This window comes from Janthinobacterium lyxosi (assembly GCF_051380665.1).
Lineage (GTDB): Bacteria > Pseudomonadota > Gammaproteobacteria > Burkholderiales > Burkholderiaceae_D > Janthinobacterium.
The window spans coordinates 197,352-212,887 of the sequence record NZ_JBNYXM010000003.1 but is presented as its reverse complement, the minus strand read 5'-3'; the positions used below and the strand labels follow the sequence as shown (position 1 = coordinate 212,887).

General features: G+C 61.8%; 13 protein-coding genes. 10 read left to right on the top strand and 3 right to left on the bottom strand.

From position 1 onward, the window contains the following. Positions 1 to 37: 37 nt before the first annotated feature. Positions 38 to 3,193, top strand: a complete 3,156-nt coding sequence (locus ACQ4WP_RS04310) for an error-prone DNA polymerase (RefSeq protein ID WP_436518837.1) — start codon at positions 38 to 40, stop codon at positions 3,191 to 3,193. Between the two features lie 39 nt (positions 3,194 to 3,232). After that, positions 3,233 to 3,706 carry a GNAT family N-acetyltransferase gene (locus ACQ4WP_RS04305; protein ID WP_436518836.1) on the top strand — a complete coding sequence of 158 codons (474 nt, stop codon included), beginning with the start codon at positions 3,233 to 3,235 and terminating at the stop codon, positions 3,704 to 3,706. Positions 3,707 to 3,793: 87 nt separating this feature from the next. Here the strand turns inward: ACQ4WP_RS04305 and ACQ4WP_RS04300 are convergent, their stop codons facing one another. Next, positions 3,794 to 5,203 carry an FAD-binding oxidoreductase gene (locus tag ACQ4WP_RS04300; RefSeq protein ID WP_436518835.1) on the bottom strand — a complete coding sequence of 470 codons (1,410 nt, stop codon included), beginning with the start codon at positions 5,201 to 5,203 and terminating at the stop codon, positions 3,794 to 3,796. A 188-nt stretch (positions 5,204 to 5,391) separates the two neighbouring features. On the opposite strand from ACQ4WP_RS04300, the gene ACQ4WP_RS04295 reads away from it, so the two are divergent. From ACQ4WP_RS04295 to ACQ4WP_RS04275, 5 genes are all read left to right on the top strand, one after another. Continuing rightward, positions 5,392 to 6,312 (top strand): ChaN family lipoprotein, encoded by a 921-nt coding sequence (locus ACQ4WP_RS04295; protein ID WP_436518834.1) that lies wholly within the window; start codon positions 5,392 to 5,394, stop codon positions 6,310 to 6,312. A 142-nt stretch (positions 6,313 to 6,454) separates the two neighbouring features. Next, positions 6,455 to 7,207, top strand: coding sequence for a tonB-system energizer ExbB (gene exbB / locus ACQ4WP_RS04290; protein WP_436518833.1), 753 nt, complete (start codon positions 6,455 to 6,457; stop codon positions 7,205 to 7,207). A 3-nt stretch (positions 7,208 to 7,210) separates the two neighbouring features. Beyond that, complete coding sequence (gene exbD / locus ACQ4WP_RS04285; protein WP_436518832.1) at positions 7,211 to 7,636, top strand: TonB system transport protein ExbD; 426 nt, start codon at positions 7,211 to 7,213, stop codon at positions 7,634 to 7,636. Further along, entirely contained in the window at positions 7,633 to 8,439 is an 807-nt protein-coding gene (locus ACQ4WP_RS04280; protein WP_436518831.1) for an energy transducer TonB family protein, read from the top strand. The genes exbD and ACQ4WP_RS04280 overlap by 4 nt, the downstream gene beginning before the upstream one ends. Before the next feature lie 44 nt (positions 8,440 to 8,483). Beyond that, positions 8,484 to 10,739, top strand: coding sequence for a TonB-dependent receptor domain-containing protein (locus tag ACQ4WP_RS04275; protein WP_436518830.1), 2,256 nt, complete (start codon positions 8,484 to 8,486; stop codon positions 10,737 to 10,739). A 29-nt stretch (positions 10,740 to 10,768) separates the two neighbouring features. On the opposite strand, the gene ACQ4WP_RS04270 is transcribed toward ACQ4WP_RS04275, so the two are convergent. Next, complete coding sequence (locus ACQ4WP_RS04270) at positions 10,769 to 11,176, bottom strand: PRC-barrel domain-containing protein (protein ID WP_436518829.1); 408 nt, start codon at positions 11,174 to 11,176, stop codon at positions 10,769 to 10,771. A 246-nt stretch (positions 11,177 to 11,422) separates the two neighbouring features. Between ACQ4WP_RS04270 and pyrG the strand changes: the two genes are divergently transcribed. The 3 genes from pyrG to ftsB all read left to right on the top strand — a co-directional run bounded on the left by pyrG (position 11,423) and on the right by ftsB (position 14,884). Continuing rightward, positions 11,423 to 13,075 carry a CTP synthase gene (gene pyrG, locus ACQ4WP_RS04265; protein WP_436518828.1) on the top strand — a complete coding sequence of 551 codons (1,653 nt, stop codon included), beginning with the start codon at positions 11,423 to 11,425 and terminating at the stop codon, positions 13,073 to 13,075. 140 nt (positions 13,076 to 13,215) lie between these two features. Further along, positions 13,216 to 14,499, top strand: a complete 1,284-nt coding sequence (eno, locus tag ACQ4WP_RS04260) for a phosphopyruvate hydratase (RefSeq protein WP_034750709.1) — start codon at positions 13,216 to 13,218, stop codon at positions 14,497 to 14,499. 61 nt (positions 14,500 to 14,560) lie between these two features. Further along, the gene (gene ftsB, locus ACQ4WP_RS04255; RefSeq protein ID WP_035821182.1) at positions 14,561 to 14,884 is read left to right on the top strand and encodes a cell division protein FtsB; all 324 of its coding nucleotides are present in this window, start codon (positions 14,561 to 14,563) and stop codon (positions 14,882 to 14,884) included. A 310-nt stretch (positions 14,885 to 15,194) separates the two neighbouring features. Here the strand turns inward: ftsB and ACQ4WP_RS04250 are convergent, their stop codons facing one another. Beyond that, a complete protein-coding gene (locus ACQ4WP_RS04250) occupies positions 15,195 to 15,476 on the bottom strand; it encodes a hypothetical protein (RefSeq protein ID WP_436518827.1) in 282 nt (93 codons plus the stop codon). Positions 15,477 to 15,536 lie beyond the last annotated feature (60 nt).

Here is a 15,536-nt window from a genome sequence, read left to right as displayed (position 1 = left end):
TAATATACTGTGTTTATATACAGCATTGAGGTGGATCATGTGGGGCGCAGTCTTACCCGAGTATGCTGAGTTGTACTGCCTGAGTAACTTCAGCTTCCTGCATGGGGCTTCGCATGCCGAAGAGCTGGTGGCACGCTCAGTCCAGCTCGGTTATCACGCGCTGGCGATTACCGACGAGTGCTCGCTGGCGGGCGTCGTGCGTGCCCATGCGGTGGCCAAGCGGGCCGATTTCCCCTTGATCATCGGCGCGCATTTTCATTTGACGCAGGCCGACGGCAGCCCGGCCCTGTCCTTGCTGGCGCTGGTGCGGGATTCCGATGGCTATGGCAATCTGTCGGAATTGATCACCATGGCGCGCACGCGGGCGGCCAAGGGGCGTTATTTGCTGACGCCAGACGATTTCGCCGCGCCCTCGCCCGAGTTTGCCCATTTGCGGGGTTTGCCCGGTTGTCTGATGATCCTGCTGCCCAGCTATCCGGCCCAGCCGGAAACCGTGCGCGCACAGGGGGCGTGGATGGCAGCCACCTTTGGTAGCGAGCGCAGCTGGGTGGGCTTGAATTTGCTGCAGCGGGCGCAGGATGACGCGCACCGCAGCGCCGTGCAGGACGCCGCGCAGGCGCTGGGCTTGCCCGTGGTGGCCGTCGGCCATGTATGCATGCATGTGCGCTCGCGCAAACCTTTGCTCGACACCCTGTGCGCGATACGCCTGGGCAAGCCGGTGGGTGAGTGCGGCTATGCGCTGGCGCAAAATGCGGAGCAGCATCTGCGCGCGCGCTTGCGCCTGGCCAATGTGTATCCGCCGCAGGCGCTGGCGGAAACCCTGCGCATCGCGGGCCGGTGCACATTTTCCCTCGACAGCTTGCGCTATGACTATCCCGGCGAGCTGGTGCCGCACGGCCACACGCCGGCGACCTATTTGCGCGAGGAAACCTATGCGGGGGCGCGCATCCGCTTTCCTCTGGGCATTCCAGCGAACGTGCAGGAGCAGATCGAGCAGGAACTGGAGCTGATCGCCGACCTGTCGTATGAAGCGTACTTTTTGACCGTGTATGACATCGTGCGCTTTGCGCGGTCGCAAAACATCCTGTGCCAGGGCCGGGGCTCGGCCGCCAATTCGGCTGTCTGCTATTGCCTGCAAATTACAGCAGTGGACCCGGCGCGCGGCAATTCGCTGGTCGGGCGCTTCATGTCGCGCGAGCGCAACGAGCCGCCCGACATCGACGTCGATTTTGAGCACCAGCGGCGCGAAGAGGTGATTCAATATATCTACGGCAAATATGGCCGCGAGCGGGCCGCGCTGGCCGCCGTAGTGATCAGCTACCGGCCGAAAAGCGCCTTGCGCGACAGCGGCCGGGCGCTGGGGATCGACCTGGCCATCGTGGAAAAGGTGGCCAAGGCGCATCGCTGGTTCGACGGCAAGCGCGATCTGCTGGAGCGCCTGGCCGAATGCGGGCTCGACCCGGAAGCGGAATTGTCGCAGCAGTGGGCTGGCCTGGCGCAGCAGCTGCTGGGCTTTCCCCGCCATTTGTCGCAACATCCGGGCGGCTTTGTGATTGCGAAAGGAAAACTGTCGCGCCTGGTGCCGATTGAAAATGCCAGCATGGCCGAGCGCAGCGTCATCGAGTGGGACAAGAACGACCTCGAGGAACTGGGCTTGATGAAGGTCGACGTGCTGGCGCTGGGCATGCTGTCGGCCCTGCGCCGCGCCCTGGAACTGGTCAGTGCGCGGCGCGGCGAGCAATTCCGCCTGCAGGATATTCCCGCCGAAGACCCCGCCACCTATGACATGATGTGCCAGGCGGACACCATCGGCGTGTTCCAGATCGAGTCGCGCGCGCAGATGAGCATGTTGCCCCGCCTGCGCCCCCGTGAATTCTACGACCTCGTCATCGAGGTGGCGCTGGTGCGCCCCGGTCCCATCCAGGGTGGCATGGTGCATCCGTATCTGCAGCGGCGCCAGCAAAAGGAAGCCGTGGTATATCCGAAGGGCTTGCAAAAGGCGCTGGGGCGCACCCTGGGTATCCCCATCTTCCAGGAACAGGTGATGCAGGTGGCCATCATCGCGGCCGATTTCACGCCCGGTGAAGCGGACCAGTTGCGGCGCGCCATGGCGGCCTGGAAACGCAAGGGCGGCATGAACAATTACAAGGAACGCATCGTCGAAACGATGGTCAAAAATGAGTATGAGCGGGAGTTTGCGGAAGCCATCTTCAGCCAGATCGAGGGCTTTGGCGAATACGGTTTTCCCGAGTCGCACGCGGCCAGCTTCGCCCTGCTGACGTACGCCAGTTCCTGGCTGAAATGCCATGAACCGGCCGCCTTCCTGTGCGCCTTGCTCAACAGCCAGCCCATGGGCTTTTACAGTCCCTCGCAACTGGTGCAGGATGCGTGCCGGCATGGCGTGCAAGTGCTGCCCGTCGAGGTGGCCGTCAGCGGCTGGGAGGCGAAGTTGGAAGAGCAGGAAGAATCGGGCGAGCCGTGCGCCGCGCCTGCCGTGCGCCTGGGATTGAACAGCCTGTTCGGCATGCGCGCAGAGGCCGCCCGGCGTATCGAAGATGCGCGCGCCATCGCCGCTTTTATCGACGTGGCAGATATGGCCCGGCGTGGCGGCCTTGACCGTCATGATTTGCAAGTGCTCGCTGCCGGCAATGCCCTGCACGCGCTGGCCGGCCACCGGCGCGAGGCGTTGTGGCAGGCGGCTGGCGCCGTGCCCGACAGGGATTTGCTGCGCTCCACGACACAAGAGGAAGATTTGCCCGTGCTGGCCGCGCAGACGGAAGGCGAGAGCATCGTCAGCGACTACCGCGCGCAGGGCCTGACACTGGGCCGCCACCCGCTGGCGCTGCTGCGCAAGTCATTGCTGGAGCAGCGTTTCCTGCCCGCCGCGACGCTTGCCAGCTACACGAATGGCCAGCTGGCGCGCGCCTGCGGCATCGTCACCGTGCGCCAGCGTCCGGGCACGGCCAAGGGCGTCATCTTCATGACACTGGAAGACGAGACGGGCACGGTCAACGTCATCGTCTGGCCCGCCCTGGTGGAAAGCCAGCGGCGCGAGGTGCTGAGCGCGCCGCTGCTGGGCGTGTATGGCGTGTGGCAGCGCGAAGGGCAGGTATGCAACCTGGTGGCCAAGCGCCTGGTCGACATGTCGCATTTGCTGGGACGCTTGAGGACCAGCAGCCGCGATTTCTGTTGAGAGTTGCCGGCGGGGAGGAGGGCATGGCATTATTTGAATATGACAACATTATCCGAACCGATCATGCGTCCCGCCCTGGTCGCCGACGCGCCCGCCATCGTCGCCCTGATCGACGACCTGATGCCCTTCTTGACCTTGCACGCGGATGGCGCGGGGGCGGAAAAGTTCATCGAACACTGCCGCCAGCCGGCCATCGAAGGCTATCTGTCCGATGCACGCTATGCGTACCAGCTGGCGCATCTCGATGGCGAACTGGCCGGCGTGGTGGCCATGCGCGACAACACGCACCTGTTCCACATGTTCGTGCCGCGCGCGCTGCACCGGCGCGGCATGGCGCGCCGCCTGTGGCAAGCAGCCTGTGATGCCTCGCTGGCCAGGGGCAATGTGACGGCGTTTACCGTCAATTCCTCCATGTATGCCTTGCCCCTGTACGCCAGCCTGGGTTTTGTCGCCACGGGGCCGAAAGTGGAAATGGATGGCATCGCCTTCGTGCCGATGTGCATGGACCTGTAAAAATTAGCCCGACGGCAAGGACTGGGGGGCGTACCCTCAGGGGGCATTTTCCCCAGTGGGGGAAATGCCAATCCCGAAGACACCGACCTACCATCTGACAATCTTTCCCGGATTCATGATGTTCTTCGGGTCCAGCGCGTGCTTGAGGGCGCGCATGGTGTCGATGGCGCCTTCGCCATGCTCCTCCACGAGGAAATCCATCTTGTGCATGCCCACGCCGTGCTCGCCCGTGCAGGTGCCGTCCATGCCGATGGCGCGCGTGACCATGTCGCTATTGACCTTTTCCGCACGCGCGATATCGGCCGGATCATCCGGGTCGACCAGCATCTGCACGTGGAAATTGCCGTCGCCCACGTGGCCGATGATGGCGTAGACCAGGCCCTGCGCTTCGCAATCGGCCTTGGTGGCCAGGATGCATTCGGCCAGGCGCGAAATGGGCACGCAGCAATCGGTGGAAATGGCGCGGCTGCCGGGACGCATCTGCAGCAGGGCGAAATACGCGTTGTGGCGCGCGGCCCACAGGCGCGAACGGTCTTCGGGGCGGCTGGCCCACGCGAAATCGCTGGCGCCGTGTTCCGCCGTGATGGCTTGCACCAGCTGCGCCTGCTCGGCCACGCTGGCCGGCGTGCCGTGGAATTCAAACAGCAACAACGGTTTTTCCGGCAGCTCCATCTTGTCGTAGGCGTTGATGGCTTTCACGCCATTTTCATCGAGAAACTCGACCCGCGCCACGGGCACGCCCATCTGGATGGTCTGGATCACGGCGTTGACGGCCTCGCCCGTGCCGGGGAACGAGCACACGGCGGCCGAGATCGCTTCGGGCAGCGGATACAGTTTGACCGTCACTTCCGTGATGATGCCCAGGGTGCCCTCGCTGCCGACAAACAAGCGCGTCAGGTCGTAGCCGGCCGAGGATTTTTTCGCCCGCGTGCCCGTCTTGATGATGCGCCCATCGGCCGTCACCACCGTCAGGGCCAGCACGTTTTCACGCATGGTGCCGTAACGCACGGCATTCGTGCCCGAGGCGCGCGTGGCGGCCATGCCACCGAGGGACGCATTGGCGCCCGGGTCGATGGGGAAGAACAGGCCCGTGTCGCGGATTTCATCGTTCAGCTGCTTGCGCGTCACGCCCGCCTGCACGGTGGCCGTCAAGTCTTCATTATGCACGGCGAGCATGGCGTTCATTTGCGACAGATCAATCGTGACGCCACCATGCAGGGCCAGCACGTGGCCTTCGAGCGAGGTGCCACTGCCATAGGCGATGACGGGCACGTCGTGCGCGCTGCACAGCTTGACGGCGGCCGCTACTTCTTCGGTGGAATGGGCGAAGATGACGGCGTCCGGTAACATGGGGGGATAGCTCGACTCGTCGCGACCATGGTGTTCGCGCATGGCTTGCGTCATGGAAAAGCGGTCGGCAAAGATCAGGGAAAGTACGGCAGCAAGGGATGCGGGCAGTGGTTTTTTCAGTACCGCCAACTGGTCAGTTTGATTCACGCGAGTCCTCCGTTTTTTTTATTCTACTCCGCGCCCGGGGATTTCACCGAAGCACCATGTTGATTTTTTGCCGGTTGTAAAAAAAACTGCATGGTTTGTCGTGCATTGGTTGTAAATGAGAATCATTTCTATTAAAATGCCCGCCTGTACCTATTTGCAATGCGCGCTTTACCCGAAAGGCCATGCCCATGAAATTCCCCCTGTCCCTCGCCGCCGTCCTGCCCGCCTGCGTGCTGGCGCTGAGCGCCTGCAGCAGCGTCGCACCGGCCACTGGCACGGCTGCCGCCACGACGGCCGCGCCCGCTTCTACGCAAGACGTGCGCCAGCTGGGCGAGATCGTCGACCTGCGCAGCGGCCAGCGCCTGAGCGCCGAGCAATTGCTGGCCCAGCTGGCTGCCGCCCCGCGCGTGATCATCGGCGAGCAGCATGACCAGCTCAGCCATCACCAGATCGAGCAGTGGTTGCTGCAGCAATTGCAGGGCCAGCGTCCGCAAGGCAGTGTACTGCTGGAAATGCTGAACCCGGACCAGCAAGCCAAGGTGGACAAGGTCAAGTCGTGGCTGCAGACGGACCCCGTCGTGCGCCCCGGGCACGTGGCCGAGCTGCTGGCTTGGCAGCCAAGCTGGAAGTGGGCGCAATATGGCGACCTGGTCATGACGGTGATGCGCGCACCGTATCCCGTCTGGTCGGCGAACCTGGACCGCAGCGAAATCAAGCAACTGTTTGTCGACAAGCCGGCCGTGCAGGGCACCCATTCCAACCTGGCCAACGATGGCAAGGTGCATGACAAACTGAAAGACATCATCCGCGTCATGCATGACAACCAGATCGACGCGTCGCGCCTGGCCGCCATGCTGTCGGTGCAGCAGCAGCGCGACCGCCGCATGGCCGAGCGCCTGCTGGCCGCGCCCGCGCCGGCCGTGCTGATCGCCGGCGCCTACCACGCGCACAAGGATCTGGGCGTGCCGCTGCACGTGCAGGACTTGACGGGCGGTCCGGCGCCGCTGGTGCTGGTGCTGGCGCAGCGCGGCGCCACGGTACTGGCGCCGCAGGCGGACTTTGTGTGGTTTACGCCGGTTGCGGCACCCGCCATCGCCAGCGCCAAATAAGTCGTTTTACCTCCGCCGGGTGCTCTGCCCGGCACTCTCCCCCAGCAAGCTCCTCCATAGCAGCCAGGTAGTTCGTCCGATTTTTTTTGCATGCGCGTGCGCGCCGTTGGCGCAGCCATGTCTGTTACCTGTTGAAGCTTCCATGCGTATCCCTTTGTTGTGTATCAAGGCCGCCACCTGCGGCATCGCTCTTTTCCTTTTTCATGCCACGGCGCAAGCGTCCGCGCTGCCGCACGACATGTCGCCGCTGGGCATGTTTTTCGCTGCTGACCAGGTGGTGAAAAGCGTGCTCATCGGTTTATTGATCGCCGCGTTGGCCACCTGGGTGGTCTTGCTGGTGAAGGGCGCCAGTTTGCTGCAAGCCCGGCGCGCGGCGGCGCAGGCCGTCGCCGTGCTGAAGTCGGCCACGTCCTTGCCTGACGCGGCAGTAAAGAGCGGGGCGTCTTTTCTGGCGCAACGGTTGCTCGATGATGTGCAGCAGGAACTGAGCTTGTCGCACGCGAATGCGACGGCGGCGGCGTTGAAAGAGCGGGCCGGTTTTCGCCAGGAACAGTTAATCGCGCAGCAGGTGCGCGCGATGACGCAAGGCATAGGCTTACTCGCCAGCATCGGCGCAGTGGCGCCTTTCGTCGGCCTGTTCGGCACCGTGTGGGGCATCATGAACAGTTTCATCGGCATCGCCGTCAGCCAGAGCACGAATTTGGCCACCGTGGCGCCGGGCATCGCGGAAGCCTTGCTGGCGACGGCACTGGGCCTGGTGGCGGCGATTCCCGCCGTCGTCATCTATAACGTGCTTAGCCGTGGCATCAACCAGTACAAGGCGCAGCTGCGTGCCGCCTCCGCGCAAGTGCTGTTGATGCTGAGCCGCGACCTCGACAACCGGCAGCAGGCCTGAACCATGGCCAGCCTTTTCCCTGCGCCGGACGACGATACGGCCGACATGCCGGAGCTTTGCGAGATCAATGTCACGCCCTTCATCGACGTGATGCTGGTGCTGTTGATCATCTTCATGGTGGTCTCGCCGCTGGCCACCGTCGACCTGAAAATCGACTTGCCGGCCGCCACGGCCAAGCCCGTGCCGCGCCCCGACAAGCCGCTGTTCGTTTCCCTGAAAGCGGACCACAGCCTGTACCTGGGCGAGTCGCCCGTGGCGCGCGAGCAGCTGGGCAGTTTGCTCGATGCCGCAACGGGCGGCGACCGCCAGCGCACGCTGTTTTTCCAGGCCCACAAGCAAGCCGCGTATGAAGACGTGCTGGGCGTGATGGATGCCTTGCGCCAGGCCGGCTATTTGAAAGTGGGCCTGGTCGGCCGGGAGGGCGGGTGAAAGGGGCGACCACGCAGGCGCTGCGTCCGATATTGAGCTGGGGCATCGCCACGTCGCTGGTGCTGCTGGCTGCGCTGGCGCTGCTGCTGCTGCTGCTGTGGGCCAGCTGGCAGCCCATTGCCGTGGCGCCCGCCAATCCGGCCGCCAGCGTGATGCTGGTGTTTGCCGCGCAAGCGATGTCGCCGGAAACGCAGGTCACGCAGGCCGTGGGTGCGCGCCAGTCGGCCGCCTCCAGCGCCGCCCGGCCACCGAAGAGCACGACCCGGCAAGAGGCGCTGCCGGTGCTGGCGCGCGCCGCCGCGCCGGACATCGTCGCCGCGGAACAGGAAGCGAAGGCGGCAGCAAGTCCCGTGACGGAGCCGGGCAAGGATGCCGCCAAGGAAGCTGCCGTGCCCGCGCAGGCCAGCAGCAGCGCCACGCCGGCACCGGCCGCCGTGCGCGGTCCGCAGGCGGCGCCGTTCAACAGCGACACGCCGCCCGCCAGCGCTGCGCCGGCCAGCTGGCAAAGCCAGGTGCTCAGCCACCTGGCCCATTTCAAGCGCTATCCGGGTGATGCGCGCCTGCGCAGGCGGGCCGGCGCCGCCTGGGTGCGCTTCCAGGTGGACCGCGACGGCAAGCTGCTGGCCAGCGAATTGATCACTTCATCGGGCACGGTGCTGCTCGACCGCGAAGCGCTGCAAGTGCTGCAGCGCGCGCAACCGTTGCCGGCGCCGCCCGCCACGGTCTTGCACCAGGGCACGGTGACGGTCACCTTGCCCGTGTCTTTCAAGCTGGAAACGGATGGAGGCCACGGCGCCACCTGAATCGCTTTAGCAGTTTTTTCAATCACATAAGAAATCGAGGGTGTATGCATATCAAGATAATCGCGCATGCCGTGTGCGTGTGCATGGCCGTGCTCGCGCAACAGGCGTGGGCGCAAGAAAATACCGGCGGCAAGGTCGAGCTTTCGCCGCTGAATGTGTCGGGCGAGGCGGTTCCTGTGGAACGCCAGGCGCTGGAAAAGCCGGGCGCCGTCAGTGCGCGCGGGCCGGACACGCGCTTGCAGCCAGTGGACCAGATCGTGCGCAGCATGCCGGGCACGTTTACCCAGATCGATCCGGCGCAGGGCGCCGTCAGCGTCAATATTCGCGGCCTGTCGGGTCTGGGCCGGGTCAACATGATGGTCGATGGCGTGAGCCAGAATTATTATGGCAGCGCGCCATCGTCGGTCTCGCATGGCGGCGTGCCCAGCAGCCAGTTCGGCGCCCTGATCGACCCGAACTTCATTATCGGCGTGGATGTGTCGCGCGGCAATGTCATCGGCGGCGACGGCGTCAATGCGCTGGCCGGCAGCGCCAACTTCCGTACCATCGGCGTCGATGACGTGGTGTTTTCTGGCCAGAAAACGGGGGCGCGCAGCAAGCTGTCGTCCGGCAGCAATGGCGTGGGGCGCAGCGGCATGCTGGCCGTAGCCATGAAAAACCCGGCCTTCGACGGCGGCAGCGTGGGCTTCATGGCCGCCACCAGTGCCAGCGTGATCGGCAATAACTACAAGAATGCCAAGGGAATCAACAGCGAGGAATTCGGTTTCGGCTACAACCGCTATTACAAGCAGAAACCCAAGTCGCAGTTGCTCAAGCTGGACCTGAAGCTGAACGATTTCCACGCGCTGGAATTGTCGGCGCGCGATTACCGCAGCAGCTTTACGCGCCGCGACATCCAGAGCGACGATTACTACGTAAAATATCACTACACGCCGTTTTCCGAATTGATCGACCTCAATGTGGTTGCCAGCAGCAGCCGTGGCAACCAGAAATACATGCCCGAGGCGCTGACCAATTTCATCAACACGAATGCTGCCAACCGCGCCGATGCCTTCGATATCAATAACACCAGCAGTTTCAGGCTGGCGGGCGGCGACGCCCTGGTGACATTGGGCGGCAAGATGATGCGTAACAGATACAGCAAACACGTGGAAAGCCTGGTCGACGATCCCGATAACCCCGAGGCGAACCAGCAATCGATTGAAAACAATACTTTCGGGCCGGAAGGACGGCAAAAGATTGACAGCGTGTATGCCGGCCTGCAATACAATCGTGGCATCTATCAAGTCAATGCCGGCCTCAACTATACGAGCTTCGAGCTGACGGGCTACAAGCCTGCCTGCGATCTGCGCGTGCAGTGCTTCCCGCAAGGCGCGTCGCGCATTGCGCTGAAAGAGCACGGCGTGAATCCTTCGCTGATGCTGTCGGCCCAGGTTGCGCCGTGGTTCCAGCCGTTTGCCAGCGCCGAGCGCACCATGCGCGGCCCGAATCCGCAGGAAGTATTCTTTTCCAACGATGGCGGCGCCTCGATGAATCCTTTCCTGAAGGGCGAGAAGGCGACGACTTACCAGTTGGGCTTCAATTCCAGCCTGCATGGCTTGCTGAGCGCGAGTGACGCACTGAACTTCAAGGCCCTGTATTTCAAGAGCAAGATCGACGGCTATATCACCAGCCAGTCCTTCCTCGTGTGCGACAGCGGCCGCAAGTGCAATATCGCGGAAGTGCTCGCCAATGATTGGCAGAATGTGGATGACTACATGACCAACATGTATATCTACATCAACTCGGCCACGCCCGTGTACTCGCGGGGATGGGAACTGGAAGCGCAATACCAGCTGGGGCCGGCCTATGCGCGCCTGTCGTACACGCGTGAGACGACGCGCCAGCCCACCTCGATCGCCAGCGCGTGGTTTGGTGCGGCCGACATCAGCGAGCTGCCCAGCGTGTATTACAACCTCGACGTGGGCACGCGCTTGCTGGACAACAAGCTGGAAGTGGGCGCCATCCTCAAGCACACGGGTTCGAACCGCCGCCTGTCGCCGGAGAATGAGGCCGATGAGACGACGGGCGAAGTGGTCAAGGCCGACAATCCGAAGATCCCGGCCGTGGTAGACCTGTATGCCAGCTACCAGGTCAGCAAGAATCTGTTCCTGCGCCTGTCGGTGCAGAACGCCATGAACAAGGATTTTTCGGAAGCGCTGAACCGCCTGAACTCAATGCCGTCGCAGTCGCAAGAGAATACGCCGCTGAGCACGGCACGGGGCAGGACGTATGTGGCGGGGCTGGAGTACCGGTTCTAGTCAAACCCCAGCCCTGCGCTTGGGGTGAATTAATACTCGCGCGGCGTCGTTCCGTAGTAGCTGTGAATGGAGTTCACCCACGTGGTATCGGCCATGTCCGGCCAGTTATCCGTGTCGAAGCCGGGGGCGTTTTCGATACGCTCCTTGTCGACGTTGAGGGTGAAGCGCTTGTTGACGGTGTCGAGCAGCAGCGCTTCCCAGGGCACGGCGAACAGCTTTTCGCCGATGCTGAAGACACCGCCGTGCGACATGACAGCATAGGCAATCTTGCCGCTGCGCATGTCGATCATGATTTCCTTGATTTCGCCCAGATGTTCATCCTTGGCGTTGTGCACATGGTCGCCGATCAGGGTGTCGGCACCCATCAGTTCAGGGCCGGGACCTTTGTGGCCACGGTTGACATACATGCCGTAGGCGTCGCGTTCTTCGTAGCTCATGATGGACCTCCGTTGAAAAATTCCAGTCTGCCGCCTGGGCGCGGCAGGGTCTGTTCGCTCGCCCACACAAATTAAGGTATTGAAAATATTTCAATTATTACTATTGAGTAATTTTGTTGTGTGTAGACCGCAGGAGCGGGGGCGATAGTCGACATTTGGCGCAAATTTCCGCGCGCGGGAAGCGCCGCAGGCAGGCTTTAGTGTATAATTTCAATTTCCCGCACGTGCCGTTCGGCACCATCTGCAATGACCAAATTTGTCTTCGTCACTGGTGGCGTTGTGTCTTCCCTTGGAAAAGGGATTGCCGCCGCCTCTCTCGCCGCGATCCTCGAATCGCGCGGCCTTAAAGTCACCATGCTCAAGCTCGACCCGTATATCAACGTCGATCCTGGCACGATGAGCCCTATGCAACACGGTGAAGTATTCGTTACCGATGACGGGGCCGAAACCGACCTCGACCTCGGTCACTACGAGCGCTTCATCTCCACCCGCATGAAAAAGGTGAATAACTTCACCACTGGCCAGATCTATGAATCGGTGATCCGCAAGGAACGCCGGGGCGAATATCTGGGCAAGACCGTGCAGGTGATTCCGCATATCACCAATGAAATCCAGGATTACATCCGCCGTGGCGCCGAAGGCTACGACGTGGCCCTGTGCGAAATCGGCGGCACCGTCGGCGATATCGAATCGTTGCCATTCCTGGAAGCGGCGCGTCAGCTGAGCCTGCGCGCCGGCCGCAAGAACACGGCTTTCATCCACCTGACCCTGGTGCCTTACATCGCCTCGGCCGGTGAACTGAAAACCAAGCCGACGCAGCACTCGGTGCAAAAACTGCGTGAAATCGGCATCATGCCGAACGCGCTGCTGTGCCGTGCCGACCGCGCCATCCCGGAAGACGAGCGCGCGAAAATCTCGCTGTTCTCGAACATCGAAGAGCATGCCGTCATTTCCGTGTGGGACGTCGACACCATCTACAAAGTGCCGCAAATGCTGCACGATCAGGGCCTCGACGCCATCATCTGCGAAGCGCTGGACCTCGATCCTGCGCCGGCCGACCTGTCGATCTGGAGCAAGCTGATCTACACGATGGAACACCCGAAGGCGGAAATTACCGTCGGCATGGTCGGCAAGTATGTCGAACTGACGGAGTCGTACAAGTCGCTGATCGAAGCGTTGCGCCACGCCGGCATCCACACGGAAAGCCGCGTCAACATCGAGTACATCGACTCGGAAGAAATCGAAACGACGGGTTGCGAGAACCTGGCCAAGTACGATGCTATCCTGGTACCGGGCGGTTTCGGCAAGCGCGGCGTGGAAGGCAAGATCAAGGCGGCCCAATTTGCCCGTGAGCACAAGATCCCTTACCTGGGCATCTGCCTGGGCATGCAAGTGGCCCTGATCGAATACGCGCGCAACAAGGCAGGCATGCCGAACGCGAATTCGACCGAGTTCGACCTTGATACGGATCAACCTGTCGTTGCACTGATCAATGAGTGGCAAAACCACGATGGTAAAGTCGAGTTGCGCGATGAAAACTCGGACCTGGGCGGTACCATGCGCCTGGGCGCGCAGACCTGCGCCGTCAATCCGGGCACCCTCGCCGCCGAGATCTACGGCAGCGTGGTGACCGAGCGTCACCGCCATCGCTACGAAGCCAACAATCACTACCTGGCCCGTGTCGAAGCGGCTGGCCTGATCGTTTCGGCCCGCACGCCGAGCGAAGATTTGTGCGAAATCATGGAATTGCCACGCACGGGTGAAAATTCCCACCCATGGTATATGGGCGTGCAATACCATCCCGAGTTCAAGTCGACGCCACGCACCGGCCATCCCTTGTTTACCTCGTTCATCAAGGCAGCGCTGGCGCACAAGGAAGCCAACGCGGCCGCGCAATAACGCGGTCGATTGCGACAGTATTACCCGTAAGACAGCTCCCGGCCAGATAGTTCCCGCCGGGAGTTTCTTTGCCCCCTTTGTGCAATTGCGCATCAGAACGCAGTGTGCAGCCCCTGTTACGCTTAACTTTGGAGAATGACATGAGTGCTATTGTTGATATTATCGGTCGCGAGATCCTGGACTCGCGCGGCAATCCGACCGTCGAATGCGATGTGTTGCTGGAATCGGGCGTGATGGGCCGTGCGGCCGTGCCGTCGGGTGCCTCGACCGGTTCGCGCGAAGCCGTGGAATTGCGCGATGGCGACGCCAAGCGCTACTTCGGCAAGGGCGTGCTGCAAGCATGCGAAAACATCAATACCGAAATCTCCGAAGCCATCATGGGCCTGGACGCCAATGAGCAGGCTTTCCTGGACCGTACCCTGATCGACCTGGACGGCACGGAAAACAAATCGCGCCTGGGCGCCAACGCCATCCTGGCCGTCTCGATGGCTGTCGCCAAGGCTGCCGCCGAAGAAGCGGGCTTGCCGCTGTACCGCTATTTCGGCGGTTCGGGCGCCATGCAGATGCCAGTGCCGATGATGAACGTCATCAACGGCGGCGCACATGCCGACAACAACCTGGACATCCAGGAATTCATGATCATTCCCGTGGGCGCCCCGTCGTTCAAGGAAGCCGTCCGCTACGGCGCGGAAGTATTCCACACGCTGAAAAAGATCCTGCACAAGAAGGGCCTGAACACCAACGTGGGCGACGAAGGCGGTTTCGCGCCATCGCTGGCCAACCATGAAGAAGCCATCAAGCTGATCATCCAGGCCATCGAAGAAGCCGGTTACGAGCCAGGCACGCAGATCGCCATCGGCCTCGATTGCGCCGCGTCCGAGTTCTACAAGAACGGCAAGTACGAAATGGAAGGCGAAGGCCTGAGCCTGACGGCTACCGAGTTCACCAACCTGCTGGCGACCTGGTGCGACAAGTACCCGATCATCTCGATCGAAGATGCGATGCATGAAGGCGACTGGGATGGCTGGGCGATCCTGACGGCGGAACTGGGCAAGAAAGTGCAACTGGTCGGCGACGATCTGTATGTCACCAACACCAAGATCTTGAAAGAAGGCATCTCGAAAGGCATCGCCAATTCGATCCTGATCAAGATCAACCAGATCGGCACCCTGACGGAAACTTTCGCCGCCATCGAAATGGCCAAGCGCGCCGGTTACACGGCCGTCATTTCGCACCGCTCGGGTGAAACGGAAGACTCGACCATCGCCGATATCGCCGTTGCCACGAACGCCCTGCAGATCAAGACCGGCTCGATGTCGCGTTCGGACCGCATGGCCAAGTACAACCAGCTGCTGCGCATCGAAGAAGACCTGGGCGACATCGCCAGCTACCCTGGCCGCGATGCGTTCTATAATCTGAAGTAAGCTGATGTAAAACCCACTGGCCGGCCGGAGATATCCGGCCGGTTTTTTAACTGAATGCCCCATGCGCCTGATTACGCTCGCCCTGGCAGCCCTGCTGCTGTTGATTCAATTTCCCCTCTGGCTGGGTAAAGGCGGCTGGCTGCGTGTTGCCGATATGGAAGCCCAAGTGGCGGTGGCCAACAAGAAGAACATGGAATTGAAGGCGCGAAACGCCAAGCTCGAATCCGAAGTGCGCGACCTGAAAGATGGTACGGGCGCCGTCGAAGAGCGTGCCCGCTATGAGCTGGGCATGGTCAAACAGAATGAGATTTTCGTGCAGATCGTGCGCAAGGGCCAGACCCCGCCGCTGCTGGAAACGCCGGTGGACGCTGCTGCGCCGCACTGAGTACGGACTACTTCCCACTTGCCAGCCTGGACCGATTGCCAGGCTGACATATCACTGCTACCTTGTATTTACTACCGTGCACTGCTGCACACGACTGGCCGCATGGCGCGGCGCGGTGCAACTGCCTTGCTGCTTGCCGATCAGAAACGCGCTTTGCCGGTCGAGATCAGGTAAAAATGGATGCTGGTGACCACGATGGCAACAGCGATCAGTGCGGTTTCGAGAAATATCATATCAAAATCCTTTCAGTATTTAGTTGGCTTAAAAAACGTTCAGGGCGAGGCGCAGACAACGCCGCCCTGGGCGTTTTTTATCCGCGCGAAGCCAGGAAGCGTAATTCTGCGGCCAGATTCGGCATCAGCTTTTCGTAGCGGTTCGCTTCCGAGTTCAGCAGGGCGAAATCGCTCTTGCTTGGGCGTACATAGCGCTCGTCATCGGCGCTGGTGGCCGTGGTGGCGATGACTTCCTTCTGTGCCAGTTCGCTGTACGGCTTGGAAGCGAGCAGGGCGCCCAGGAAGGCGCGCGTGGCGCGGCCCAGGTTGCTGAAGTAGTTGCCGTTGTCGTTGCTGTAGGTGTTGGTAAAAGTGGACATATGCCCTCCATGAATGGTCTGTTGTTGCATTGCACAATAATGGAGTTTGCGATATGCGTC

Coding starts and splice junctions, on each gene's coding strand:
- ACQ4WP_RS04295 (WP_436518834.1), top strand. CDS start 5,392: ATGAAATTCCCCCTGTCCCTCGCCGCCGTCCTGCCCGCCTGCGTGCTG.
- ACQ4WP_RS04275 (WP_436518830.1), top strand. CDS start 8,484: ATGCATATCAAGATAATCGCGCATGCCGTGTGCGTGTGCATGGCCGTG.
- pyrG (WP_436518828.1), top strand. CDS start 11,423: ATGACCAAATTTGTCTTCGTCACTGGTGGCGTTGTGTCTTCCCTTGGA.
- ftsB (WP_035821182.1), top strand. CDS start 14,561: ATGCGCCTGATTACGCTCGCCCTGGCAGCCCTGCTGCTGTTGATTCAA.
- ACQ4WP_RS04270 (WP_436518829.1), bottom strand. CDS start 11,176: ATGAGCTACGAAGAACGCGACGCCTACGGCATGTATGTCAACCGTGGC.
- exbB (WP_436518833.1), top strand. CDS start 6,455: ATGCGTATCCCTTTGTTGTGTATCAAGGCCGCCACCTGCGGCATCGCT.
- ACQ4WP_RS04305 (WP_436518836.1), top strand. CDS start 3,233: ATGACAACATTATCCGAACCGATCATGCGTCCCGCCCTGGTCGCCGAC.
- exbD (WP_436518832.1), top strand. CDS start 7,211: ATGGCCAGCCTTTTCCCTGCGCCGGACGACGATACGGCCGACATGCCG.
- ACQ4WP_RS04250 (WP_436518827.1), bottom strand. CDS start 15,476: ATGTCCACTTTTACCAACACCTACAGCAACGACAACGGCAACTACTTC.
- eno (WP_034750709.1), top strand. CDS start 13,216: ATGAGTGCTATTGTTGATATTATCGGTCGCGAGATCCTGGACTCGCGC.
- ACQ4WP_RS04310 (WP_436518837.1), top strand. CDS start 38: ATGTGGGGCGCAGTCTTACCCGAGTATGCTGAGTTGTACTGCCTGAGT.